The sequence below is a fragment of the Peribacillus simplex genome (assembly GCF_001578185.1).
Taxonomy (GTDB): Bacteria; Bacillota; Bacilli; order Bacillales; family DSM-1321; genus Peribacillus; species Peribacillus simplex_A.
Genome location: NZ_CP011008.1, coordinates 4,238,728 through 4,263,254 on the forward strand (window position 1 = coordinate 4,238,728; position 24,527 = coordinate 4,263,254).

Here is a 24,527-nt window from a genome sequence, read left to right on the forward strand (position 1 = left end):
ATACTATTCTTGGTTTATTTTCCCTGGTGTTTATCAAGCATTTGTTTTAAATATTCTTCCGATTTTCCTTTTTGAATACTGAGACTCTCCCATTTATTATCTTTTACTTGTTTACCAATAAAAACAATTTGCCCCACATGATAAGCATAATGTGCCATCTGCCTTTCAATAGCCTCTAAAACTAAATGCCTTTCTCCACGAATGTATATATTTTTTAATAAATCTTGTTCGCTTAAACCAGTTAATGTATCAATTAGGGTTTTCCAGCCTTTTTCCCAAACAATAGTTAGTTCGGATTTTGAAGATATATCATCTATAAATTCTTCATCACGATTTCTATATTCCTTTTCTCCGTCTGACGTTAAAAAATCAGTCCACCTTGAAACCATATTTCTACTCAAATGCTTTACTATTACTGCAACACTATTTGACTCGATATTATACGTCCAATGTATTTCCCCTTCGGATAATTGATTTATCGTTTTATCTCCTAGGCTTTTTACACTTTTAAACCTTTCGATTACAATCTTTAAATATTCGTTTCCAATATCCATAATCATTCCCTCCCTAAATACATAATTTAATTTTACTAAATTTTAAATGACGAAATATTCTCTCTACTTATTGTAAATGAAATTAAAGTGAAATATCGTAATCTCACCAAAAAAGGCATTTTACGTATCCCTAGTATAGTTTATTGGTTATATCTCCTAACCTATTATAAAAAATGAAGACTTCAAATTATTATTAATTAAAAAAATGTTATTGTTAATTTGTATATTTTCCGGAGATTATTATTAAGATATCAGGAGGTTTACAAACGGGAATGGTTAGTGGAGTAAATGAAAACAGAGAGTATTATGCAGACTAATAATGTATAAAATATAACAAAAGAAAAAACCAGTTTTTCAGACTGATTTTTTCATCTAAATATAACACTTTGTTACATTCAGTTTTTAACACTTACATGTTCAATTATACGCTTCATCGCCTGAATTTGCCCCATATGAGTCGCTTCATGCATTAATGTTAAACCTGCGAGTTCTCCAACAGTCTTACAACCTAGGAATGGTGTATCCAAATCTTGATCTAGCTGTTCAGAAGAAATTTGCTTTAAACGAGTTAATTGACCTTTCAACTGTACAATAAGTTGATCCATTGCAGGTATATTCCCTGTCCAATCAGCTGGTTTTGTACCATTCCCAAACAATTCTATATAATTCATGGGAAGGTGAGTTGTTACATGCGGGAAACCAAACATAGTTTGTTCAGTAATTGTCAAAACGTGACCTGTATGCCAATGAATTGTGTTATTAAAACCATCTGGCTGCACATCAGTTTGTTCCTTAGAAACGGACTCTACATTCTTGATGAAATATTCTCTTGTCATCTCAAATTGCTTAAATACAAGTTGATTCATCTTTTTCTCCCCTCTCATTAACAAAATCATCCATATTATACCAGTAAAAAACGAAAAAGAATATAGTTGAAACTTCCTAAAATTAGCTTTATGTCAACCGGTTTTTGTTCCACAGTAGGGCGATATCCTAAAAGGTTCATTTTTCCTAATGAACTCGGGATGATCGGAGCTGTCTTTATGACTATGGGGGAGGATAGTTGAAGAAGGATAAGCATTCAAGGTTGACAAATTATTAAAAAGTAATATAAATAAGGAGTAATTTTACTTTGAAAAATGAGGAAAAATCTTTGAGCTTATTACAAAAGATCAATGAATGATGAACATATTAAAAGCAGCAAAATCGTTAAATTCACCTAATTGGTGGATATGACATTACGATAATTTCAATGAAAGAACTCCAATCCTAGATAATGATTTAATTTATTTTGACCCTACAAATATTGATGAATTAATGGAGAAGTAAATTGAGGAAATGCTTAAAATCCTCATGCCGGTCTGTAAAGAATGAACCAAGAATTCACATTATAAGTAATATGCCTCCCTATTCTTCTGCCGTTGATGCTCTTTGCAAGTTCCCAGAAACAAGAACAGCTTTAGGAGTAAAATTAGATGAAAGGGATAATTTGAAATTAATAGCCCCTTGCGGCATTAGTGATGTTATTAATCTAGAAGTGAAGCCGACTCTTTTTTTAAGGAACTACAGAACGAGTAGAAATTTTACAGGTATAAAAATATAGGGGTCCCCCCTTAACATTGTTTATTTTGATATCCATTCATATTGAATATCAGGTAAATTCTCTTCATTTTCGTGTCCTCCACCAATGATTTTAAACCCATTCTTTTCATAAAATCGTTGTGCGTTTTCATTTACTTTAAATGTATATAATGTTAATCTCCCACTTGATTTTGCTTTCACTTTATCTAGTAATGCTTGACCTATACCAATTCCTTGATAATCTATATGAATATAAAGTTGGCTTATTTCCGTTTCATTTGAAACAATCATTCCAACTACTCTATCGTCAATTAATGCTAAATTTATTTGAAACTGTTCAGGTAATATATTATTTAAAAAATAAACGTGATTTTCAAAGCTATGAATTTCTTTCTTACCAATTGCCTGTTCCTTACTATCTCGCCACATTTTCACTGTTTGTTCAGCGTACTTGGGATTATACTGAGCAATTATGATTTGGTGTCGATTCAATACAATACCTCCTCAAAAAAACCACAATACTAATGACACCTATTAACACCTTTTTCAAAAAAACACTCCTTTACTAACCCACCCTTTTAATTCTATATTTTGCTATACATTAAAATAATAATTCCACAAATCGCAGCTACCCCAACAAAAGATAATACGTAAAAATAAGGTGGTATAACTTCACCGACAATCTCTGCTTCCTTTTGAAGGGTATCTACTTTATCCCATGCACTCACAATATCTGGTTTATAGTTCTTTGTTTTTATAATACTCACTAACATCAAACTGACTATATATAAAACATGAAGTGCAATTGAACCAATAGACGCTTGAAGAACCAACTTCATATTCTTACTCCTTTTTTCATCAAATATACCATAATAATCCATTTAAGTCTTTAAACCCAAACCCCCGTTATTAAGGGTATTGCACAGTTTGTGTCTAATGAGAAACAAAAGACGGCTTCGATCTCAAGCTAACGCACTCGTTTGTTACATAAATCGAGTAGGAGGAGGCGCCTAGCCTCCGACCTCTCACACCACCGTACGTACCGTTCGGTATACGGCGGTTCAGTTTAAGTCTGACGTAGTTTTGTATATCGTTCATATAGATTTACTAACCCATGATGGAGCCAATAAACATTATTAAGGGTTTTGTCTAGAATAGGACTATGCGCTATGCGCCAATAACCCTTTCTGCTATTTCCCCATTCATATGCTTTTCCAAATGGGACGCCTAATCCTTTGAGTTTCCTCACCCTCGTTCTTGGTAATTTCCATTGCTTCCATAGGCACATTCTGAGTCTTCTTCGAATCCATGAATCTAAATTCTTCAATACGTTCGGAGTATCAATGAGGGCGAAATACCCCATCCAACCTCTAAGGTATTGCTTTAACTTATTTATTCGGAGTTCCATGGGTATCGGTAATTTTCTCGAGGTCATTTCCCTGATTCGTTTCTTTACCCTCTTCACCGTTTGTTTAGCCAGTAGAACCTTCGGGTTCTTCTTTGACTTCGTGAAACTAAAACCGAGAAACGTTCTGTTCCAAGGGCGATCATACTTCGACTTCTCGTAGTTGACCTTTAGCTTCAGTTTATTTTCAATGAAGCTTGAGATATTTCCCATTGCACGTTTGGCGGCTTTTCGTGTCTTCACAAAGATAGTACTGTCATCCGCATACCTTACGAATCGAAGATTGCGTTTCTCTAGTTCTTTATCTAAATCGTCTAACATGATATTAGATAATAAAGGACTTAACGGACCTCCTTGCGGAGTTCCCTCCTCACTTTTATGAAAAAGTCCGCCTATCATAATGCCTGCTTGAAGGAATTTACGAATCAGTTTAAGAACTCGTTTATCTTCAATTTTCCGCTCTAACATTCCCATGAGCTTGTCATGATTCACTTTATCGAAGAACTTCTCCAAATCCATATCCACTACCCATGTATAACCTTCGGTTATATAGGACTTTGCCTTTCGAACCGCCTGGTGCCCTTGTTTGTTAGGGCGAAATCCATAGCTATTCTCCGAAAAGGTTGAGTCATATATCTTGGTCAATATTTGGGCAATGGCTTGTTGAATGAAACGGTCTAGAACGGTTGGAATACCCAAAAGCCGAACTCCGCCGTTTGGTTTCGGGATTTCGATACGACGGACGGGATTCGGTTGATAGGTACCCTGTAAAAGGGCAGTTTTCATGTTGTACCATTCGGTTACGAGGTGCGGTCTCAGGTTTTGGACCCGCATTCCATCTACACCATGGCTTCCCTTATTTCTTTCTACACGCTTCAATGCCTGTATTAAGTTTTCCCTCTCTAGTATCTGTTCCATTAACATCGTTGATATCCTTTCTACGTGGATAAATGGTCTATTTGTGCCTTTATCTGCTCCACCCTTTTGAAGTTCCCCGTGTATTCACCACTTCTTCCTTCAAATAAGTTCCGTTAGGAATTGTTTGCTTCTTCACAGATAACGAACGCCTAGTATTCATCCTCCTTAATCTGTTCGGTCCTTCCTTGTCTTCTCGAGTAGACAAGTACTATGACCTCTGCTGACTTCTGATGATTCAGCTGTCCATCACTGGAAAGGTTACCAAGTGTACTTGGCTGTCATCAGACCTCCCCGGGTAAGAGTGCAATCTTTCCCTCCATCTATCTGCTTCATTTACTCTGTACCACCTTCGGCAGTAAGGACTTTGTTTTGTTTCGCAAACTCATCCAATGATACCTAGCCTTATATGAAGTTCGTGTTCCTCAGACCGGAGGTTTGCCGCTTGCTTCCTTCAGATTCCACGTCACCGTGGACACCCTTGCATTAAGCTAACCACTACTACTGCCTTCATGATTCGGGACTTCCACCCTATAGATTGCACCCATGCCGGGCGCACGAAAAGGAGCTGCTGATCAGCTCCTGGTTTTGAAGTAAAGCACCTGATAGTTATTTATTCAAAATATCATTTCATAGTGAAGCAACTTTAGTTAAAGCTGTATCTATGTCAGCTTCATTCACTCCAAAGTGAGCAAGTGCATCGTTAAGATGTTTTACAATAGCATTAAAATGGGCTGGTTGTAGATTCATTCCCTGGTGAGCTTTTGCCATTGATTGTCCAGAATATTGTTTTGGACCACCTAATGCAAAACTAATAAATTTTGTCTGATGACTGCGTTGTTTTTCCATATCCGTTTTTTCAAAAAAATGATTAACTGTATCATCCTTAAGCACCAACTCGTTGTAAAAATAGTCCACAACTTTTGCTATCGCTTCTTCTCCACCAATTTTTTCATAAAGTGTTTGATCCATATATACACTTTGCTTTTGTGGGTCTGTCTTTGGTTTAAGAGTTATAGAATCTAATCCTTTGAAGGTTCACTTGCTTCTTCGCCATTAAGAAAAGCACATTATTTGTCTATTCCTTTTACATTATCATAGATCTAGGTAGTATACCTAAATATAAAAAGCCTCATCAAGTTTTTGAAGAGGCTATTCATTGCGTATAATTTATTAAAGTTTTTGCACTAGAACCTATATATCTTTAGGAGCATTTCTTTAGTTTTGAACGGCTCTAGTATAATAATATTCTTCAAGAGTAAGTCCTTGGCTCATAATAGTTTGAGCTATTGGTTTACCTACATATCGAAGATGCCATGGTTCATATTTATACCCAGTGACTGATTCTTTTCCTTTAGGGTAACGGATAATAAATCCATAATCATCTGCATGTGCCTGTAACCATTTTGCTTCTTTAGTACCTCCAAAGCAATCCTGTGCCGCGCATTTACCATTGCCGCCTGTCACGTCAATAGCAAGGCCTGTTTCATGCTCACTTGTTCCAGGTAATGCACTGTATGTGATTGCTTTGGCATAACCATCCCTTTTTACATAATAATCAAATAGAGCAACTTGTGTAGCATGTGATCTGTATGCAGATACACCGAGAAGACTTACTCCCTGCTTCTTGGATTCCGCAAATAATTTGCTAATGGCAGCTGCTGCTTCACTTCGCATTTTTCTCTTTTCCGTCTTTTCTTTAAAAGTAAACGGTATTGATGTATATACTAAGTCTTTTGGTACATAGTTTTCTGGTAGCTTATTTTTTTTATTGACTAGCACTGGAATACTTTCTGGCTTTGCAACAACCTGAATGTCGTCAGATGAAGGATTGGATACCTTTACATATTGGCCACTAACATAACCTGTTTGACCATTTAAGCTTACCTTTAGCCATCCATTCTCACTTTTTCCAGTAACCATTAACTTTGTGCCCTGTTTAACTGTTGCTATAATTTTATTAGCAGTAGAAGGACCTGTACGGACATTCAGGTTAGCCGTTGCTGTATAGGTTACAGTTGCTGTACTAGATGAAGGATTGGATACCTTTACATATTGGCCACTAACATAACCTGTTTGACCATTTAAGCTTACCTTTAGCCATCCATTCTCATTTTTTCCAGTAACCGTTAACTTTGTGCCCTGTTTAACTGTTGCTATAATTTTATTGGCAGTAGAAGGACCTGTACGGACATTCAGGTTAGCAGTTGCTGTATAGGTTACAGTTGCTGCATTGGCTACACTTGGTTTTGAAGGGCTAAAACCGATTAAACCTGCACATAAAATAATGAAAGCAAAACCGGTAGCTAGCAATCTTTTGTTTAACGTTACTTTATTTAGTTTTGTCATTTAGAACACCTCAGCTTTAACGAATGTAGTTTTCTATTCATGGAATTAATCTTAAAATACCAGATAAATATATTCTATTACGGTAATAAGATTGGTGGATATAAAATTATCGCAAAGATTATCAATACCCACTGTATAAACAGAATAGGTTTATTTCTGTCATCCCAAAATTCGTTTCCCAAAAAAGAACGCATTATTTTATCTCCTCAATCTAAATCAAAGTCTACTCGTATTATAAACTGTAATGAACTATCCTGCCCTTCTTATTATAAGGTCAGACAAAAAATATTTCTGGTTGACCATTTTTCATATCAATATATGATAACGGTAGCAGGGGTAGAACGTACCTGCCCGTGGGGCTTAAGATCCCGTCAACTAAACAGTTCGCCCCTACTTGCTTAAACATGATTTGGCTGGTTGGGACCAAGATCTCGTATAATTTCAAGCAGTTCTTGATCAGGTTTCCCCTGAGTATCATGGGGTTTTTGGGGACTTATATTCAGTTGTCTCTATACTAACCTTATTAGAATATCCTACATCTAAAGATGTTTTGATAGTCGATGAAGAAGCTTTAGGTAATAAAATCGATGAATTATGTACAATTCGTTCAAGAAAGTGGGCAAATACAAAGACAAAGAAACTTATAGCTGCAGCAGCTAAATCAGACAACACTGTATCAAAGTTGGATGAAGAGATAGGTGCGCAAAAGAAATTGAAGAATATAAGATAATCCGATCAATCCCTGGTATCGGTGAAAAAATGGCAGAAACGATAATTTCTGAAATTGGTGAGATTGATCGGTTTAATCAGCCTAAAAAACTCGTAGCATTTGCAGGAATTGATCCTAGTATCTTTGAATCTGGTAGATTCAAGGGATCCGTAAACAAAATAATCAAAATAGGTTCGAGTAGATTACGGCATGCCCTATATATGGCTGTTCGATGTGCCATTCGTGATTGTAGAAAACACTGATGAAGTCATCCCTCGTAATAAGAGATTACGTGAGTTCTATGATAAGAAGGGGAAAAAAGTAGCTGTTATAGCATGTGCTAATAAGCTTCTACATTGGCTTTATGCACCATTACAAAACAACTGAACTTTCCAAAATATGGCCTAGTTTGAAAGTGTAACCAAATATAATAAAACTCTCCAACCACTGTTCATAGGGAGGTTATTTGGTATCATATTTTAGTATAGCATGTAATATTTTTAGTTTTTATTAGCTAGTTTTGTTGCATAAGAAAAGGAGCTGCTGATCAGCTCCTGGTATTGAAGTAATGTACCTGATAGTTATTTATTCAAAATATCATTTCTTAGTGAAGCAACTTTAGTTAAAGCTGTATCTATGTCAGCTTCATTCACTCCAAAGTGAGCAAGTGCATCGTTAAGATGTTTTACAATAGCATTAAAATGGGCTGGTTGCAGATTCATTCCCTGGTGAGCTTTTGCCATTGATTGTCCAGAATATTGTTTTGGACCGCCTAATGCAAAACTAATAAATTTTGTCTGATGACTGCGTTGTTTTTCCATATCCGTTTTTTCAAAAAAATGATTAACTGTATCATCCTTAAGCACCAACTCGTTGTAAAAATAGTCCACAACTTTTGCTATCGCTTCTTCTCCACCAATTTTTTCATAAAGTGTTTGTTCCATATATACACTCCTACTTTGTAATTAATATAAGTATTTTCTGCAGAAAATTCATTTTTATTCCATATACTTTTGTAAGTAATATTAGGATGTCGATAAAAATCCAATTGCTAGTGAAAACAAACCGTTAAAACCCCAAACAATTCCTTGCGTTTTCGCCTTACCAAAATGGGTAGTGTATTATAGAAGCATGAGTATGATAAACGTCTCTCTGTAGGAGGAATGTTCATGAATCCGGTCATTTTATTTGATGGTGAATGCAACTTTTGTGATTCGAGTGTCCAGTTCATTATAAAGCGGGATCCGCAGGGGCTTTTTTATTACGCTTCGCTTCAAAGTGAGGCGGGTCAAGAGCTGCTGAAGAAATACGATGCTCCCGCAGATATAGATAGCATGGTTCTGATCGAAAAGGACAAGGCCTACTATAAATCGTCTGCAGCCTTGAGGATTTGCCGCCGCTTACAAGGGGCATGGAAATTGCTTTACGGTTTCATCATCGTTCCAAGCTTCATCCGGAACATCGTTTATGACTTCATTGCCAAGAACCGTTACAAATGGTTCGGAAAGAAAGAAGAGAGCTGCATGCTGCCATCGCCAAGTATTCGAAAGCGCTTTTTATAAAAGGTTCTTTTCGTAAAGATTGTTGTTTTTAAAACGAAACTTTTAAGGTTGAGTGGAGCGGAAGTGCGAGACTCCTGCGGGAGCAGCGGGACAGGTGAGACCCCACAGGCGTTTACGCCGAGGAGGCTCACCGCCCGCACCAAGGAAAGCGAGCATCTGGAGGGGAAATCAACCACAACTCACTACCTGGTAAATAGCAACAAAGTATGTGAAAACAGCCTTATAAAAAGAACCAAAGCATGTTGTTATTTCATTAATAAGCAAAAAGAACTTCACTATAATTGAGGTTGTAGCCTTGAAATAAAGTTTGATCAAATTAATACAAGAAACCTTGATCAATGAATAAAAAAAATAGAAAGGGCATGTTTTGATTGATCAAAACATGCCCTTATACTATTTAATTGGATTATTCTTTTATAAAAAGGATTGATCATTCTTGGTTATTAAGAATGCTGGCAAATCTTACTGAACACCATTAGTTAATCGACCAATGTTCTCGACTTCAACAACGACCTCATCCCCCGATTTAATCGGGCAGCTGCCAGATGGTGAACCCGTAGCCAAAATGTCACCTGGCTCCAGCGTCATCACCTGCGAAAGCCAGCTGATTAAAAACGGAATGCTTAGAGACATTTGATTGGTATTCCCGTCTTGGACAACGCGGCCGTTTAATGTGGTCACAATTCTCAAATTTGTAGGATCTACCCCGGTAACGATGCACGGCCCCAAAGGTCCGAATGTATCAAATCCTTTGCCCCGCGTAAACTGTGGATCTTTTTTTGTAAGATCTCTTGCTGTGACGTCATTAAATATCGTGCAACCGAACACATAATCAAGCGCATCTTCTTCTTTGATGTTTTTTCCGCGCTTTCCAATGATCAGGGCTACTTCCCCTTCAAGTTCCACTTGGTTGGATAGATCGTTTGGAGGAAGGATGATTTTCTCCTTGTCTGCAATAAGCGAAGATAATGGCTTTAGGAATAGAAATGGTTCTACAAGGTTTGCCTCTCCCCCTGTTTCCTTTGCATGACCTGCATATGTCCAGCCGAAATTAACCACTTTCGAAGGTTTTACAGGTTCCAGAATTTTTACGTCACTATATTTCAGCTCTACCCCGTCATACTTTATTTCCTTGTTGACAAGTTCAGCAAAACTGCTAGACAGTTGTAATATCATCTCATCCTCAACAATACCGTAGTGTATGTTTCCTTGTTGATTCTGATAGCGAACTATTTTTTGCGTTTTTTGTAGCACATGCATTATGAATAAACTCCTTTGATGTAAGGTATACTGACCTCAGATAATATAAAATTCGGGCCTCCATAATCGTAAATGAAGACTTCCAACTCCATTATAACCGAAAAGCACAATAAAACTGAAGTTTAGCGCCCAAATACAATTAAAGCCAAGGAAGAAATATGAAATAAAAAACAAGAACTGTATGGGTTAGACAGTCTTTTTTTATCTTTTCCCATTTATGTCGCAGTATGTGTCAGATGTGATATATAGCCCAGTTTTTCTTATTAAACCATCCTGCCCCGATCGTTGCATAAAGAAAAGGAGCTGCTGATCAGCTCCTGAATTAACGCGCCTGTTAGCTCATGAAGAGTATATATTTTTTATCGCGAGATTAGATATTTTTCTTTGAATATTGGACTTAATTCACTCCATACTGATATTTACGGTGAAGAACACTTTTCTATGACATTTGAAGTTAATGGGTTAAACGCTTTAAAAGCTGTTCATAAAGATTTTATCGAAAAAGAAATAAAAGTTGGAGGAATTGAAAACAGAGGTCACACGGGGAGAAACTTTGTTTTTTATGATTTAGATGGTAATAAATTTGATATAGAACTTGCTTCGGATTGGTATGTAGGTAAATGGGGTGCAGAGTTAAGTTATAAAGATGAAGACAAAGCAATTCTCAAAGCTCCAATTTTTAAGGACAGAGATCATAAGTATTAAGGGTAGGTACCACTTATATACCAGTTACTGATGTGCTGTGATGGGCATCTCCATGGGACAATGGTTGAATAACATAAAGAAACCGAGGGAATGATTCATTCCCTCGGTCATTTATGAGTTCTACTTGATTTTTCATTCTATATTAACGGCGGCTTTTTTCCCCGCCATTAAGTCCTGCTTCTTCCCGGCTCATTTTTCCATTACTGGAACCGTCAGAGCTGCCGTCGCCATCTCGTTGATTGGCACGTGCCTCCCCGCCTTTTTCACCGATTTCCTGATAGAACTCCTTGCCATGACTGTCGGATGTCGCTTCTCCGCCTTTTTGGCCAATCTCTTGATAGAATTCCTTATCATGATTTTCGGATGTCGCTACTCCGCCTTTTTGGCCAATCTCTTGATAAAATTCCTTATCATGATTTTCGGATGTTGCTTCTCCGCCTTTTTGGCCAATCTCTTGATAAAATTCCTTATCATGATTTTCGGATGTTGCTTCTCCGCCTTTTTGGCCAATCTCTTGATAGAATTCCTTATCATGATTTTTAGCTGTTGTTTCTCCGCCTTTACGTCCTGCTTCTTCACGATTCATTTTACCATTGTTGTTAGTCATTAAAAATTCCTCCTTATTATTTGGATTTTCCATGAACTAGCTACATGTGTCATATACCCGCTGGAACGGTTATAAAACTAGAATCTGCTAAATACTTCAGGTCGCTCCTTCTATTTAACGGCGACTCTTTTCCCCGCCATTAAGTCCTGCTTCTCCCAGCTCATTTTTCAATCATTGGACCCGTCAGATTTGCCGCCATCACGTTGATTGGCACGTGCCTCTCCGCCTTTTTGGCCAATTTCCTGATAGAATTCCTTATCATGATTTTCGGAAGTGGCCTCTCCACCTTTTTGGCCAATCTCCTGGAAAAATTCCTTATCATGATTTTTGGCTGTCGCTTCCCCACCTTTGCGGCCAGCTTCTTCCCTGCTCATTTTTTCATTGTTGTTAGTCATTAAAACTCCTCCTTATTATTTGGATTTTTCATGAACTAGCTACAGTTTTATGTATACCCGATAGTTTGGAAATAAAACTAGAATCTATTAAAACTTTTCCATTTCAATTAGGAAAAGCATCATGAATGTTATCACTCATGATGCTCCCCGCTTTTCCTTAACCAGACTTCGGAATCCCTTCTCGCAAGCGATCTGGCAGCTCTACAAGGGTTTCATTCAAAGTATCCAATTTTGTTTCAATCCTATGAAGCAAATAAAGGGTAACAATGATCGGGAACCCAATATCACTGACAAATGGCAGGATTTGATCCACTTGTAATTCACCTCTCTTCCGGGGTGTCCTAAAAAGATGCCCTTCCCGTTCGTTAGATCAGTTCCACTTCCTCGACATTCCGCTCGACAATTCGCGCTGCTTTCAAATCGACGAAATCTCCGGAAGATGCAACGAACACATTCCCCGCAATCAGTTGTTCCATTGCCAGTTTAATCGTATTAACATTGACCGGCTTCGGATTATCAACGGAAATCGTCGCTGTCTTCCCTTCCTCCGTAACGAAAATCATTTCCAGTACTTTAGCCATTTCAAATCACCTCCCCCCTCTTCCGACATCGTTCCAAAAGTCGATTAACCAATCAATGAACTTGTATCCACTCGAGTCACTTCCCCCATTGGATAATTCTGCACGCTTGCGATTGCAACAGCTGTCGAAAATAGCTGATCCGCCGTTGCCTCAACCTTGATGTTCGAAAATGACCTCCGCTTGAAAACAAGAGCCCCATTTTCATTTAACCCCGTCTCAAAATCAATCCGCAACGTACTTGATACTGGAATCTGGTTTGCCATGCCACTCACCCCCTTTCACACTCTATATAAACTTTTTCGGGATGAAAGTAGCATGGTCTTGAAATTTCTTCAGGAAAACGAATCAAAAGCCGCCCATCATTTGAGCAGCTTTTTATCGGTATATTAGTTTTGACTTTCAATGATAATTTGACTGTTACATCGCCAAAAATTAAAGCGGCATATTTACCTGGCCGTATGGTTCAAAGATTCATTTTGTTTTTTCCACGCCGTTAGATGTAACGCAAATCGTAACCTGCATTCAAAAAATATTCACCTCAGATCATTGGGGAACAAAAACACAATAAGGAAAGAACTTTACAATTTATACCGGATATTAAGTAAAGAACAAAGCCCTATCGTTAAAACACAAACTAGTGAGGTAAGTCCTACAATCGACACTGAAACTGGAGTTTATTAGCCTTCTAAATAAATCATAGCTTTTTCCATCCATAGTTTAAATACGGGGGACATTTAAGCCGTTTTTTATATTTGAAATTCATTTCATTTTATCTTCCCTTTAAATTACTTTTTTATAACTGACAAGTTTCATTATTTTTTTGGCGAAGTTAAATTGCATTTGGCTTTAAATGGCACGTCATGTTCTCCTTTTCCGGGAAATAATAATCACGAAAGGAAGTGGATGTTGGATGTCATTAGAATGGTTTGACAGAGTAAGCGGGGAATTGCAGGATCATCTTAAATCAATTTGTGAAAAATATGACCGCAATGGCAGCATGATCGTGGAACGCGGGTCTAAGCATCCACGCATCGAATTTTATACAGAGCTGGACGACAATGAGAGGGATTACTTTTCCACGCTGTTTTTTGATCCGCATAATGAGGAATTTTATATGGAATCCTTCGAGCCGGATTTAGGGCAGATTAGCAAGGTGATCCTTTCAGATATTGAAGATATCGTCGATGCTGTCCATGAAAGCTTCCATAATTACTTGGAAGAGGATGACACCGATTATGAGTATGAACTGGATGATGAATATGATGAATCGTATGATTCAGACGGCGGCGGAGATTCCGATATATACGAAATCGATGTAGATTGGGAAACTCCTGAAGTGACAGCCTATATCCAGGATAATGAAGTGGAGGTCACCTATCAATTCGGGATTGTGCAGGAAACGGGTGATGGAGTGCTGAAACGGATCAATCGGATTCGGACAGCGGATGATGACCTGATAAAGGATGAAACAAATTTCATTTTCAGCAAGGAAGAAGCTAGTACGATCATCGCCATGATAGCAAGCCATATGGATTCACTTAGCGAAATGGATTAAAAAAAACCAACAAAGCCTTGTCCATGGTCACCATGGACAAGGTTTCATTATATAATAATCAGTTCATATACTTCCGACAATTGAGAGACCCGTTCCGTATCACTGACTTCCTTTGCATGCTTAATTTCTTGAGGAAGAATATGGTTAAGGAGTCTGGCTTCTTTACCACTTAGCTTATTGACGAGCTCTTCTTCTGAATGAAAGTGTCCGCTTTTGATTTTATTATAAATTTCCTGCGCTTCAGGATATTGGTCTGTATAGTTAGACAATATCTCACGTAAGTAACCGATTGTACGATCCATCATACCATCCCTCTCGAATGTTAGATTTTTGCTTACAGCTCCACCTATACCTTCCCCCATTTTTTGTTGATACATTCCTAAAAAAAAGATATCCAAGTCAATGGATACCCCTAATCAGTCTTCCTCCCAAAACAAATCATCCAATGTACGCGATAATGCTTTACAAATACCGACGCACAAACTCAATGAGGGATTATACTTCCCGGATTCAATCAATCCTATCGTTTGCCTGGAAACGCCGACAATCCTGGCCAGTTCATCTTGTGACAAGTCCTTTTCTACTCTCGCCAGCTTCAGTTTTATATTTTTCAAAGGAAGGCACCTACAATTTCTTATTATCTTCACTATTTTTCATTCCGATTTTCTTCGCTAGCAAGTATATACCACCAAAAAACAGAAGTAAAATCGGCAAATAGATCATTACTGAAACAAACGATACCAATACAAAATACCATAGACCCTGGGAACTGCTATCCGCATAGGATACAGCACTATTCACCCCCAAAATTGTAGCGATGATGAGGGCTAAAGCAACTGTACCAAAAATTGTCTTCCTGCTCATCGGCGTTTTGCTAGTCCGGTCATGCATTTCCACTTCATCCCAGAGTACACCTAAGAAAATGGAACGAGCTAAGTAATACAGCCCTCCTGCAACGATGATCACGAATTCCAGATATAACTCCCCGCTGCTTGCACCATATTTATATAGTTTGAAAAGTGCACTCACCAGGCAAATGGCCAAGATGACGTGATACATTTCTTTATAAATTTTATTTCTTACATGCTCAACCCGCTCATCCTTGATCTTTTTCGTTCGTTTAAATAAATCCATCAACAATCGACCTCCATTTAATTCCATTACTTACTCTTATTATATGATTTATTTTACTTTTTGCAATATATATATTACATTTTATAATTTATAAATGGTAAAAGGTATAAAAAAAGGATCCACACGTCAAGTATGGATTCCTATTTATGGTTTTACTCGTAAGTTTTGGGGATTTACTCGTGAATTTTAAGCATTTACTCGTGAGTTTTGGGGTTTTACTCGTGAATTTTAAGCATTTACTCGTGAGTTTTGGAGTTTTACTCGTGAATTACTTCGGCAATTATTCTTCATTAAGATGATAGCAAAGTTGAATAACGCCAGAGGAAAATCTTTTTGTATCAACCAGTTTTAGATTCAATCTCTCCTTCATGTCAATAAACAAAGGTTTTCCTTCCCCTAAAACAACAGGGTGAACAGATAACCTAAATTCATCAACCAGCCCAAATCTTATAAAAGATGTAATAAGACTTGCCCCGCCATAAAGCCAGATGTCTTTACCAGGCTTTTTCTTTAATTTATTTACTTCTTCAACAATATTATCATTAATGATTGTTACTTTATTATCAGTGCTTTTTTTTGTTTTGGAAAACATGAATTTTTCTTTGCCATGTACTAATTTCCACATTTCTTTTTCAGTATCGGATACCTCATTTTCTGGAGTATATTGTCCCCATAAATCATAGCTCTTTCTCCCATAAAAAATTGTATCAATATCATTTAAGAAATCAATGAATCCCATTTCAGGGTCCATAATGCACCAGTCAACTTCTCCTTTCGGCCCTTCAATAAATCCATCTAAAGTAACGGCTAAATCTAAAACTATTCTTCTCGGTCTTTCGTTAATGGTCATACTTTTAGCTCCTTTGTCTTATGGAATGTCCCTTGTATTTCGACCGCTCAGCGATACACTTGCCCCTGACCGATGCCGGACAAATACCTAATGCTTTTAAGCATTCATTCAAAAGTTTCTTCCGTTTCGCTTACATAGTTTTATATTACAGCTTCCATCATAGTATTAAAAGATTGAATCAAAAAATTAAGGAGGCTCGCTATGAAAGCAATGGTATGCACAAAATACGGTTCACCCGATGTACTGGAACTCAAAGAGGTAGCAAAGCCTTCTCCCAAGGATAACGAAATACTGGTAAAGGTCCATGCGGCAACAGTGGCTTCAGGGGACATAAGAGTCCGGAGTTTCAAGAGCCCTTTCTTGTTATGGCTGCCGATGCGAATCTTCCTGGGTCTTAGAAAACCGCGAAAATCAATACTGGGAGTGGAGCTGGCCGGGGAGATAGAGGAAACGGGGATGAATGTAAAAAAATTCAAAAAAGGCGACCAGGTTTTTGCCATGACTGGAATGAATTTTGGTGCCCATGCCGAATACACATGCTTACCTGAAGACGGGGCAATGGCAATTAAGCCTGTCAATGTGACCTATGAGGAAGCCGCCGCCATTTCTTTTGGAGGAACGACAGCCCTGCATTTTTTCAGAAAAGGCAATATCCAGGAAGGACAAAAAGTCCTCATCTACGGTGCATCCGGTTCGGTAGGGACTTCGGCGGTACAGCTTGCCAAATACTTTGGGACAGAAGTTACCGGAGTATGCAGTGCCGCCAATTTTGAATTGGTGAAATCGTTGGGAGCCGATAAGGTAATTGATTATACGGAAGAGGATTTTTCGAAAAGGAATGAGCGATATGACATCATCTTTGATGCAGTCGGGAAAAGTTCGAAGGCCACTAGCAAGAAAGCTCTGACCCCGAACGGACGATACGTGTCTGTTGAAGGACAAGGGATAGCAAAGATACGTACGGAAGATTTATTACTCCTCAAGGAGCTTATCGAAACGGAAAAAATAAAATCGGTCATTGATAAACGATACCCGCTGGAGCAAATTCCCGAGGCTCATAGATATGTAGAAAAAGGACATAAAAAGGGAAATGTAGTCATAACCCTGGTCGATCATGATTAATCCTGACAAAGCCTTGCACACTGCCGCATTTCGCGAACTTCTTTAAGCCATTTCATCTTCAGAATTTTTTCTCCTTTTTGACATGATAATACCCCTTAAACAATTGGATCTATAGGGGTATAACGGCATAATTAGTCATTATAAGGAATGTCCTTCCAACCAGCTCCCAATCTATATGTTCGTATATGAATGGTAGCTTGTAATTTCTGGAGGATTTAATAGATGCAATCGCACGATTAGTTTTAATGTTAGGGATTCCGGCCTTTATGATGTGGCGGGAGTATAAAAAGATGTCAGAAGAAGAACGAAACGACGTGAAGACTGATTTTACGAGTAAGCGTTTTATCTCCACGATTGGTTTAGTGACACTCGGTTGGGTATTCTTTTTGCTTGGACCAATATTTGAAATGACATGGATGGAAACGATTGGCGTTGCACTTCTTTCTATCGGAATAATGGTAGGCATTGTTTTGACATGGTTAGATGCATCACCAAAGTGGAAAAAAACGATCACTTTATTAATCGCTATTTCTATCTTGTTATGGACGAATAAATAGGTGTAGCTCTCTGCACCTATTAGTCCTTGTATACTTTACGCTTCTTTTTTACGATGGAATTCAATTTCCGAAACCACCGCTTCGAAACAAAAACCCGATAATTTCAACGCCAATGTAATACGCAATGCTAACTAAAATAGTAAAACCAAAAGACAGACTCCTCCATTTACCTTTTTCACGCTAAAAGCAGTGCTGAAATTGTTCCAACTATCATAATCGATCGAAAAACAGCTGTATTATCAATTCCCAATCACCACTAAAGCAATTGATATTATAAAAGAATATAAAGGGAAATACGCCTTCATAAAAAACCTCCTCATCTGTAGTTATTTTATTAACTAAGGCTCTTTTCGTAAGGATTGTTGTTTTTAAAACGAAACTATTTAAGGTTGATTGGAACGGAAGTGCGAGACTCCTGCGGGAGCAGCGGGACAGGTGAGACCCCACAGGCGTTTACGCCGAGGAGGCTCACCGCCCGCACCAAGGAAAGCGAGCATCTGGAGGGGAAATCAACCACAACTCACTACCTGGTAAATAGCAACAAAGTATGTGAAAACAGCCTTAACTAAAAATCCCAAAATTCAGTATCTTTATTAATTCAACACAAAATCCCATTTTTTTAGTTAAATTCATCTGGGGATCACTATCGATTTGCAAAACTTTCAAACCGGATTTAAATGATTGTCTAAGAAATGATTTAAGACTTCACAATAAACCTTTAAATATGAAAAAAATCAACATTTACAAAGAGATCACTCCCCTAAATACGAACATTAAATTATATTTATATTTTAATGTTCACTTTTTCATTGATTATCTATTATTTATTTGTTATATTAGCAAAGTAATAATCATACATATCATTACTCGTATATGCTCGGAAATATGGTCTGAGCGTTTCTACCTGGTTCCCAGTGAAAGAACTAGACTACGAGTTAAAGTATTCGGCTGCCCGCTTGAGCAGCTAATGATTTAGCATTATAATCATTTTGCTTAATCATCTATACTTTGACTATCGTGGGTCTAGAAGGCAGTAATCATTCTGCCGTTCTGGACCTTTTTCTTTGACCGCAACTGCGAGTGTTTCAAACAATCGGATACTTTGTTTTTAAGGAGAGAAAAAACATGTTAAAAAAGTACACTCTATTAGGAATCATTACATTACTTTTCGTGTCGGTGATTGCAGCATGCAGTTCTGCTTCCAAAAATGAAACGGTCGAAAAAAAGACTCAAAGGCCTATCATAATTCAAGGTCCAATGCCGATCGAAGCTGAACATTTCGCGAAAAGGTTAAAAAATGTTAAAGAAGAAAAATCAGGGGATTTTGTATTTTACATTGGAACTTTAGACAATTATCCTGTAATCGTTGCAAAAACAGGTAAAGGGATGGAAAACACAGCAGCCGCTACAGCATTGGCCATTGAAAGATATAACCCTATTGCCATCATCAATCAAGGGACATCAGGCGGACATGATCCAAGCTTAAACGTTTTTGATATTGTTTTAGGAAAAAGAACGGTAAACCTAGGTTCATTAAAAACAGCAGATAAAACTGAAAACCAAGGAATTGATCCAACCATTTGGAAACCGATGGACCTAATGGCTTCTGAAGGAAGTGCAGGAGAAGATCCTAACGCTGAAAAACCACACTTCTACGAGGGAGATAAGGATTTACTCGCAGCTGCTCATGCAGTTAAAGATACCTACACAAAAGGTAAGGTTGTCGATGGTACGATCGGTTCTGCAGACGTTTGGAATAATGAAGTGGATCGGATTAAGTGGTTCCATACGAAATATGGTACATCTGTTGAAGAAATGGAAGGGGCTGCGGCTGCCCAAATCGCCAAAGCTTACGATGTTCCCTTCTTAGGTATACGAGTGTTATCCAATAATAAAGTGAATGGCGGTAAATATAACCCGAATACAGCAGCGGCCAATCAAGAATATGTTTATGAAGTAGTCAAAAAATATATCTCTACGAGCAAATAAGGCCGGGCTCGGAGCATATAAAAGAATGAGAATCTTTTGGTCAGCTATCCCTATAGTGAAATAAAAAAGAGCACATATTATATACGATAATATGTGCTCTTCTTTTATTCGCGGAAGACTGTGCCCGATTCTTCCTCCTTGCAAAATAATAAGCTGAGGCTATTCAATGTGTAAAGTCTGGCTGTGAAAATGAATAAATCATCGTAGTTATTTTCTACGTATTCCTCAATGATCCCCATCCCTTTCCTGAATCTATCAACTAATAAATGCGTGTAGTTTTCATCCCATGTAAACCGATTGATTCGTTTAAGTTCATCTGCCAATACTTGAAACTTAAACTCCTCAACAAGAAGTTTTAATTGATACAATTTATCTCTATTTAAACAAAGGCAATTGTTTTTATTTTCATGATTTTCACGGACGAATTCAATAAACCCCATTATATTTTTAGCTAACATATTCGCTATTTGCATCTCGAAGTTCATTTCTAACATCTCCTCAATATCTAAAATCTATATGAAGAGTGTATGATTTGAAATGGTATTTTAACACCAACAATTCTTCTTTAAAGCTAGATTTCCTTATTTTGCGGAATTCTTTCTATGCTAGATTTTTGAACTACCCCATAAAAAAATGCCCCCTTTCCTTCCAAGGGGACAATCTCAGCTTTTCGTCATTACATTGAATCCAGAACCAAAGAGATAAGCAGACCTGCCGCGGTGAATATGCCCGTGATCGGTCCTCCGTCTTCATATGCTTCAGGCATCATCGTTGACGCAATCATGGCGATGATTCCGCCGCCTGCAAAGGCTGCCATCGCTGCCAGGATATATTCCGGGGCATGATCGAGGAATAGATAGCCGGACATCGAGGATAGTGCCGAAATGAGCAGTACGGATAACCACAGCAGCATGATTTTCTTCTTGGAATAGTCACTTTTGAGCAGACCTGTTGTACTTGAGAGCCCCTCCGGAATATTACTGATGAAGATGGCAATGACCAATAGCCAGCTTACCGAGCCACCGCTTATTAAGCTTGCGCCGATCATGATCGACTCCGGTATGGCATCCATCACCGTCCCAATGAAAATGGCCAGGCCCGCTTCTTTCGAAGAGCTATTATTGGACCGTTTCCTTTTAACCGCACCTTTTTTGGAAACAAGGAAATCCAAGCCAGTAAACACGGCGGCCCCTGCTATGAATCCTATTGCCGTCGCCCGGATTCCTCCATCACGCACCGAATCTGCAAGCAGCTCATATGCTGCCGCACCAAGCAATACGCCCGTTCCGAATGCCATAATATAGCCAATGATGTTTTTCTTTATCGGAATGAAGATGGCTGCAAGTGCGCCAAGCAAGACAGCAGAACCCGAAACTCCTCCCCAAAAAAACGCATTCCACATCTTATCCCCCCATTTCCTTTTTATAGGTAAGTACCCGGGTTGAAGATAGGGTAAACGGGGTCAGGGTAAAGATACGGTTAGCGCGCTTTTTGCAAATGGCCTCAAAAAAAAAGCAGTTATATTCCCTGCCATAGTAAATGAGTATGAAAAGAATAGTAGAGCCTTTTCCGTTATCCTGCCTCCAATATTCATCAATAGAGGCTCTGCATCACTACCTCATATTACAGATATTTGAGGTTTTCCTTCTTCTTTATCACTAACCTTTTCAATTTTATCAACAAACATTTGGAAAACCTTTCTCTTTTCTTCCAGCTCTTTTATGGATTCTTTCAATTCGTTCAATTTTTGTTCAAAAGGTTTATGATACTGCTCACGGATGTTTCGAATAATTTCATCATTTATAGTGGATTGTACAACTTGTTTAGTAATATTGAATTTATAGGAATATACCTGAAGGTCACGCTTAACTTCTTCGTACTCTTTTTCTATCCCACTTAGCACACCACTGATTTCTTCATTCCATTCAACTAACGCTTTTTTCACATGATCCTCCAACTTTGCTCCCCCTCTTTAACTAACAAAAAATCCATCTCCAGAAAAACTTATTTTATCAAAAGTTCATTTCGGTTTCTTTTCGGCTTGGTTACTTAACAAATAAGTTTTATTAAAAACAGATAACAGCCTGCAGCGAGTGAGAAACACTTTTTAAAAATCACATAGAATATAGCCTGACATGTCACTTTAGTCGATAATTTGCGCTTATTTTAAGTGCTATTTTGCACATTCAACCCAGGCTACCTGTATTTTTTAATGACGATAAAGAGGTTTATGTTAACTAACTTGTTTTTTATTAAAATTGCATATCTATAGGCTAATACCTGACTATAAATTACAAATAATGAAGGTTTATATTACTGAAGCATCGTCACTTTTGTATTAGGGGTACAGACACATGCCCATCAAGCTAAGAAAACAGGTCACCCCCGAAACGATAAAGGTTACAATAAGTGCTCACCGAGAAAATGAGTGGAGCAAAAGATGATCGCCCAGAACTGGTATGCTAGCTGTTCTTGCAGAGTTTGAGCGTCATATTATTCGTGGAAACCCTCTTTGTAAAGATAATGCGTAAATACAAACAAAACCAGCAAAACACCTTTTCTGTGTCGTACTGGTTTTGTTGAAGTCCATCTTGAATTGTAGCTAGTTCAACGTGATTACAAATTCCGAGTTCGGCGCTCCAGCAAATACAACCGTTCCGTTCTTCGGCAGTTTTACTTTGTTATTGCCGCTCACAATGGTAAAATCGACGCATACTCCCTTCTCATCATACACCGCGAACGAACCCTTCGATGGCAACGTCACGGTCATCGTTTTCTCGGCTGCCGATTGCGGGATCGTAAACCATTTCGCATGCCCATTTGCTTGCAGCGTAACTTTAGATGATTGCCCTACATCAAGTGGTTTTACGTTAGTTCCACTTACGTATAACAACCCGGCCATCTCCATAAATTCATTGCCGCCTTCTGTATAGAAATGGGTTTCCGTCGTATCACGACCATTCATCACGGGGATCTGGAGCTGATGCGCCGCGGTGTCCGGACCTGTAATTTTTCTGCCATCCCAATAGCCTTCCAGGCCTTCCTTGCGAGTAATCTGTGTGGTAATAAGTTTCGGTTGTACGAGATATTCAACAGAACTAAATTTCTCGTTCACAAGATAGAACTTGACGCCTTCCCGCTTTGCCCATGCAGCAGCGGTTTTCTTTGATAGCACGTTTTTTTCTAGTTTCTCAGCTAAATAGTGAGTCATCACACTTTGCCCTAAGCTTGGCTGCGATTTATATGTGCTCTCCCTCAAATAAGTTCTTCCATTCTTTTCGGTCACGAAGTTGAGCTTGGAAGTACCCTTCTCATTAATAAAGCTTCCATCCGCAGTATATACATATTTTTCTTCTCGATTAGATGGTAAGAACAGTTCTCCATTCTTCGTAATTTCAATTTTGAAATGAGTTTCGCTATTGCCATAAAAGCCCGCTTTCTTTGTCACATCTTGAGGCATCTTGACCTTGACCGGCTTGCCAAAGGATTTGTTCGGCTTGATGTCCTTAATAGTACCGTTCTCTTTAAGCACAGCGAGCAGCAATTCAGTCGCCATCAGTTGATTTGTAGAACTCCGTCCACCGGATGACAACACAACTGCTGCCATTTTCTGTTCCGGAAGCACGACCAGTATAGCATGTTGCAGTGCCGTGTCGCCGCCCTTAGCCAAAGCTTTTATCCCATATTCACTGAATGGGTATAGTTTCACACTATCCCAGCCGAGACCATAGTTAAAAATATTATCTCCATCCCCCGGCCACATCCCTTTTTTATATTCCTCTTGCTCCATTGCCTTGACTACTTTATCAGAGAGGATCCCTTTTCCCTGTCCCATAAATAGTTGTGAGAATCTTACCATATCTTCTGCCGTGGAAGAGATCCCTCCCGTACCAATCACATTCACTGCTTCAATTGGAAGCTGCCCTTGGTACGCCGGAAAATAAAGTCCAGCCCGCTTCTCGTCTCTCCATTTGTCCTGCGGCGTTTTTGTATGATTCATCTTTAAAGGTTCTGTAAGCCGTTGATGTAGAAATTCTGTAAAGCTCATACCGCTGACTCTTTCCACTAAAATTTCGGCCAGTGTAAAGCCATCGTTGCAGTATACCGAGAACGAGCCTGGGTCCGCTTTCAGGCTCTGGTTCGACAATTGCTGCAACAAGGTATCATGGGCATAGGTATCATTATCGTTAAATAAAAATGCATTACTTAACGTGGAACCTTGCAAGCCAGAGGAGTGATTCAACAACATACGCGGTGTAATGCGTTTGTACCGCTCATCTTTCATCTTAAAATCAGGAACATAGTTGACGACAGGAGCATCCAAATCGACTTTTCCTTCGTCGACTAATTTCATTACGGCCGCTGTTGCATACATTTTACTGACTGAACCAATCCCGTATAGAGTATCTTTGGTTAACGGCTGTTCCCCTTCCATATCGTTCTTGCCAGCCTGCCCTGACAAAATAAGTTTGCCATTATCAATTAGCGCATACTGCACGCTAGTCGCCCCATGGGACTTCGTGAGTAGCGCAGCCTTCTCTGCTGCAATCTTCTTCAGTTCTTGGCTAGCTACTTCTTCAATAGTTACAACTGTAGTCTTACTGTCAGAAAATGCTTTCGCCCCTGTTGGTAGGATCATAGTTAGCGCTAATATAGCGGCTAACACACCAGTTAGCTTATTTTTCATGAGGAAATTG

28 protein-coding genes, 2 pseudogenes and 1 riboswitch are annotated in these 24,527 nt (G+C 38.5%); of the genes and pseudogenes, 8 read left to right on the plus strand and 22 right to left on the minus strand.

What is annotated here, in order from left to right; genetic code table 11:
• Positions 1-14 precede the first annotated feature (14 nt).
• Both UP17_RS19795 and UP17_RS19800 read right to left on the minus strand, forming a co-directional pair.
• On the minus strand, positions 15-554 hold the full coding sequence (locus UP17_RS19795) for a DUF1572 family protein (RefSeq protein ID WP_061464636.1): 540 nt from the start codon (positions 552-554) through the stop codon (positions 15-17).
• 395 nt (positions 555-949) lie between these two features.
• Entirely contained in the window at positions 950-1,420 is a 471-nt protein-coding gene (locus UP17_RS19800; RefSeq protein ID WP_061464637.1) for a DinB family protein, read from the minus strand.
• Positions 1,421-1,884: 464 nt separating this feature from the next.
• On the opposite strand from UP17_RS19800, the gene UP17_RS28970 reads away from it, so the two are divergent.
• Positions 1,885-2,157, plus strand: a complete 273-nt coding sequence (locus UP17_RS28970) for a nucleotidyltransferase family protein (RefSeq protein ID WP_250211701.1) — start codon at positions 1,885-1,887, stop codon at positions 2,155-2,157.
• A 20-nt stretch (positions 2,158-2,177) separates the two neighbouring features.
• On the opposite strand, the gene UP17_RS19805 is transcribed toward UP17_RS28970, so the two are convergent.
• The 5 genes from UP17_RS19805 to UP17_RS19825 form a co-directional block, all read right to left on the minus strand.
• A complete protein-coding gene (locus UP17_RS19805) occupies positions 2,178-2,627 on the minus strand; it encodes a GNAT family N-acetyltransferase (protein ID WP_061464638.1) in 450 nt (149 codons plus the stop codon).
• Between the two features lie 92 nt (positions 2,628-2,719).
• Positions 2,720-2,974, minus strand: a complete 255-nt coding sequence (locus tag UP17_RS19810) for a hypothetical protein (RefSeq protein WP_061464639.1) — start codon at positions 2,972-2,974, stop codon at positions 2,720-2,722.
• A gap of 227 nt (positions 2,975-3,201) precedes the next feature.
• Positions 3,202-4,464, minus strand: a complete 1,263-nt coding sequence (gene ltrA, locus UP17_RS19815; RefSeq protein WP_061464640.1) for a group II intron reverse transcriptase/maturase — start codon at positions 4,462-4,464, stop codon at positions 3,202-3,204.
• A 621-nt stretch (positions 4,465-5,085) separates the two neighbouring features.
• Positions 5,086-5,427, minus strand: a complete 342-nt coding sequence (locus UP17_RS19820; RefSeq protein WP_061464641.1) for a group I truncated hemoglobin — start codon at positions 5,425-5,427, stop codon at positions 5,086-5,088.
• Positions 5,428-5,673: 246 nt separating this feature from the next.
• The gene (locus UP17_RS19825; protein WP_061464642.1) at positions 5,674-6,804 is read right to left on the minus strand and encodes a D-alanyl-D-alanine carboxypeptidase family protein; all 1,131 of its coding nucleotides are present in this window, start codon (positions 6,802-6,804) and stop codon (positions 5,674-5,676) included.
• Positions 6,805-7,243: 439 nt separating this feature from the next.
• On the opposite strand from UP17_RS19825, the pseudogene UP17_RS28975 reads away from it, so the two are divergent.
• Positions 7,244-7,900: pseudogene (locus UP17_RS28975) on the plus strand (transposase); the annotation flags it as partial.
• Between the two features lie 194 nt (positions 7,901-8,094).
• Here UP17_RS28975 and UP17_RS19840 read toward each other — a convergent pair.
• Entirely contained in the window at positions 8,095-8,457 is a 363-nt protein-coding gene (locus UP17_RS19840; protein ID WP_061464644.1) for a group I truncated hemoglobin, read from the minus strand.
• Positions 8,458-8,682: 225 nt separating this feature from the next.
• Here UP17_RS19840 and UP17_RS19845 point away from each other — a divergent pair, with 225 nt between their 5' ends.
• Positions 8,683-9,075, plus strand: a complete 393-nt coding sequence (locus tag UP17_RS19845) for a thiol-disulfide oxidoreductase DCC family protein (protein ID WP_061464645.1) — start codon at positions 8,683-8,685, stop codon at positions 9,073-9,075.
• A 462-nt stretch (positions 9,076-9,537) separates the two neighbouring features.
• On the opposite strand, the gene UP17_RS19850 is transcribed toward UP17_RS19845, so the two are convergent.
• On the minus strand, positions 9,538-10,335 hold the full coding sequence (locus UP17_RS19850) for a fumarylacetoacetate hydrolase family protein (RefSeq protein ID WP_061464646.1): 798 nt from the start codon (positions 10,333-10,335) through the stop codon (positions 9,538-9,540).
• Positions 10,336-10,749: 414 nt separating this feature from the next.
• Here UP17_RS19850 and UP17_RS29780 point away from each other — a divergent pair.
• Positions 10,750-10,926: pseudogene (locus UP17_RS29780) on the plus strand (VOC family protein); the annotation flags it as partial.
• Positions 10,927-11,182: 256 nt separating this feature from the next.
• Here UP17_RS29780 and UP17_RS19860 read toward each other — a convergent pair.
• From UP17_RS19860 to UP17_RS19880, 5 genes are all read right to left on the minus strand, one after another.
• Positions 11,183-11,647: a KGG domain-containing protein gene (locus UP17_RS19860; RefSeq protein ID WP_061464647.1), complete on the minus strand. Its 465-nt coding sequence runs from the start codon at positions 11,645-11,647 to the stop codon at positions 11,183-11,185.
• Positions 11,648-11,814: 167 nt separating this feature from the next.
• The gene (locus tag UP17_RS19865; RefSeq protein ID WP_061464648.1) at positions 11,815-12,042 is read right to left on the minus strand and encodes a KGG domain-containing protein; all 228 of its coding nucleotides are present in this window, start codon (positions 12,040-12,042) and stop codon (positions 11,815-11,817) included.
• Positions 12,043-12,199: 157 nt separating this feature from the next.
• Positions 12,200-12,355, minus strand: a complete 156-nt coding sequence (locus UP17_RS19870) for a YvrJ family protein (RefSeq protein WP_057913045.1) — start codon at positions 12,353-12,355, stop codon at positions 12,200-12,202.
• A gap of 52 nt (positions 12,356-12,407) precedes the next feature.
• Positions 12,408-12,623: a DUF2922 domain-containing protein gene (locus UP17_RS19875; protein ID WP_061464649.1), complete on the minus strand. Its 216-nt coding sequence runs from the start codon at positions 12,621-12,623 to the stop codon at positions 12,408-12,410.
• A gap of 44 nt (positions 12,624-12,667) precedes the next feature.
• Entirely contained in the window at positions 12,668-12,886 is a 219-nt protein-coding gene (locus UP17_RS19880; RefSeq protein WP_061464650.1) for a DUF1659 domain-containing protein, read from the minus strand.
• A 647-nt stretch (positions 12,887-13,533) separates the two neighbouring features.
• Between UP17_RS19880 and UP17_RS19885 the strand changes: the two genes are divergently transcribed.
• A complete protein-coding gene (locus UP17_RS19885; protein ID WP_061464651.1) occupies positions 13,534-14,178 on the plus strand; it encodes a hypothetical protein in 645 nt (214 codons plus the stop codon).
• A 47-nt stretch (positions 14,179-14,225) separates the two neighbouring features.
• On the opposite strand, the gene UP17_RS19890 is transcribed toward UP17_RS19885, so the two are convergent.
• The 4 genes from UP17_RS19890 to UP17_RS19905 form a co-directional block, all read right to left on the minus strand.
• A complete protein-coding gene (locus tag UP17_RS19890) occupies positions 14,226-14,576 on the minus strand; it encodes a sigma-G-dependent sporulation-specific acid-soluble spore protein CsgA (RefSeq protein WP_250211702.1) in 351 nt (116 codons plus the stop codon).
• A gap of 18 nt (positions 14,577-14,594) precedes the next feature.
• Positions 14,595-14,792, minus strand: coding sequence for a helix-turn-helix transcriptional regulator (locus UP17_RS19895; protein ID WP_061464652.1), 198 nt, complete (start codon positions 14,790-14,792; stop codon positions 14,595-14,597).
• 10 nt (positions 14,793-14,802) lie between these two features.
• The gene (locus UP17_RS19900; RefSeq protein ID WP_061464653.1) at positions 14,803-15,312 is read right to left on the minus strand and encodes a DUF6773 family protein; all 510 of its coding nucleotides are present in this window, start codon (positions 15,310-15,312) and stop codon (positions 14,803-14,805) included.
• A 280-nt stretch (positions 15,313-15,592) separates the two neighbouring features.
• Positions 15,593-16,162 carry a dihydrofolate reductase family protein gene (locus tag UP17_RS19905; protein ID WP_061464654.1) on the minus strand — a complete coding sequence of 190 codons (570 nt, stop codon included), beginning with the start codon at positions 16,160-16,162 and terminating at the stop codon, positions 15,593-15,595.
• A gap of 201 nt (positions 16,163-16,363) precedes the next feature.
• On the opposite strand from UP17_RS19905, the gene UP17_RS19910 reads away from it, so the two are divergent.
• From UP17_RS19910 to UP17_RS19920, 3 genes are all read left to right on the plus strand, one after another.
• Complete coding sequence (locus UP17_RS19910) at positions 16,364-17,284, plus strand: NAD(P)-dependent alcohol dehydrogenase (RefSeq protein ID WP_061464655.1); 921 nt, start codon at positions 16,364-16,366, stop codon at positions 17,282-17,284.
• A 290-nt stretch (positions 17,285-17,574) separates the two neighbouring features.
• Positions 17,575-17,841: a hypothetical protein gene (locus UP17_RS19915; RefSeq protein WP_155727398.1), complete on the plus strand. Its 267-nt coding sequence runs from the start codon at positions 17,575-17,577 to the stop codon at positions 17,839-17,841.
• Positions 17,842-18,688: 847 nt separating this feature from the next.
• A riboswitch (purine riboswitch) is annotated at positions 18,689-18,792 on the plus strand.
• Positions 18,793-18,966: 174 nt separating this feature from the next.
• Positions 18,967-19,830 (plus strand): 5'-methylthioadenosine/S-adenosylhomocysteine nucleosidase, encoded by an 864-nt coding sequence (locus UP17_RS19920; protein ID WP_061464657.1) that lies wholly within the window; start codon positions 18,967-18,969, stop codon positions 19,828-19,830.
• Between the two features lie 104 nt (positions 19,831-19,934).
• On the opposite strand, the gene UP17_RS19925 is transcribed toward UP17_RS19920, so the two are convergent.
• The 4 genes from UP17_RS19925 to UP17_RS19940 all read right to left on the minus strand — a co-directional run bounded on the left by UP17_RS19925 (position 19,935) and on the right by UP17_RS19940 (position 24,517).
• Positions 19,935-20,315 (minus strand): hypothetical protein, encoded by a 381-nt coding sequence (locus UP17_RS19925; RefSeq protein WP_061464659.1) that lies wholly within the window; start codon positions 20,313-20,315, stop codon positions 19,935-19,937.
• Between the two features lie 191 nt (positions 20,316-20,506).
• Complete coding sequence (locus tag UP17_RS19930) at positions 20,507-21,232, minus strand: ZIP family metal transporter (RefSeq protein WP_061464661.1); 726 nt, start codon at positions 21,230-21,232, stop codon at positions 20,507-20,509.
• A gap of 216 nt (positions 21,233-21,448) precedes the next feature.
• Positions 21,449-21,775, minus strand: a complete 327-nt coding sequence (locus tag UP17_RS19935; protein WP_434218675.1) for a hypothetical protein — start codon at positions 21,773-21,775, stop codon at positions 21,449-21,451.
• 657 nt (positions 21,776-22,432) lie between these two features.
• Positions 22,433-24,517 carry a serine hydrolase domain-containing protein gene (locus UP17_RS19940; RefSeq protein ID WP_061464665.1) on the minus strand — a complete coding sequence of 695 codons (2,085 nt, stop codon included), beginning with the start codon at positions 24,515-24,517 and terminating at the stop codon, positions 22,433-22,435.
• Positions 24,518-24,527: the final 10 nt, after the last annotated feature.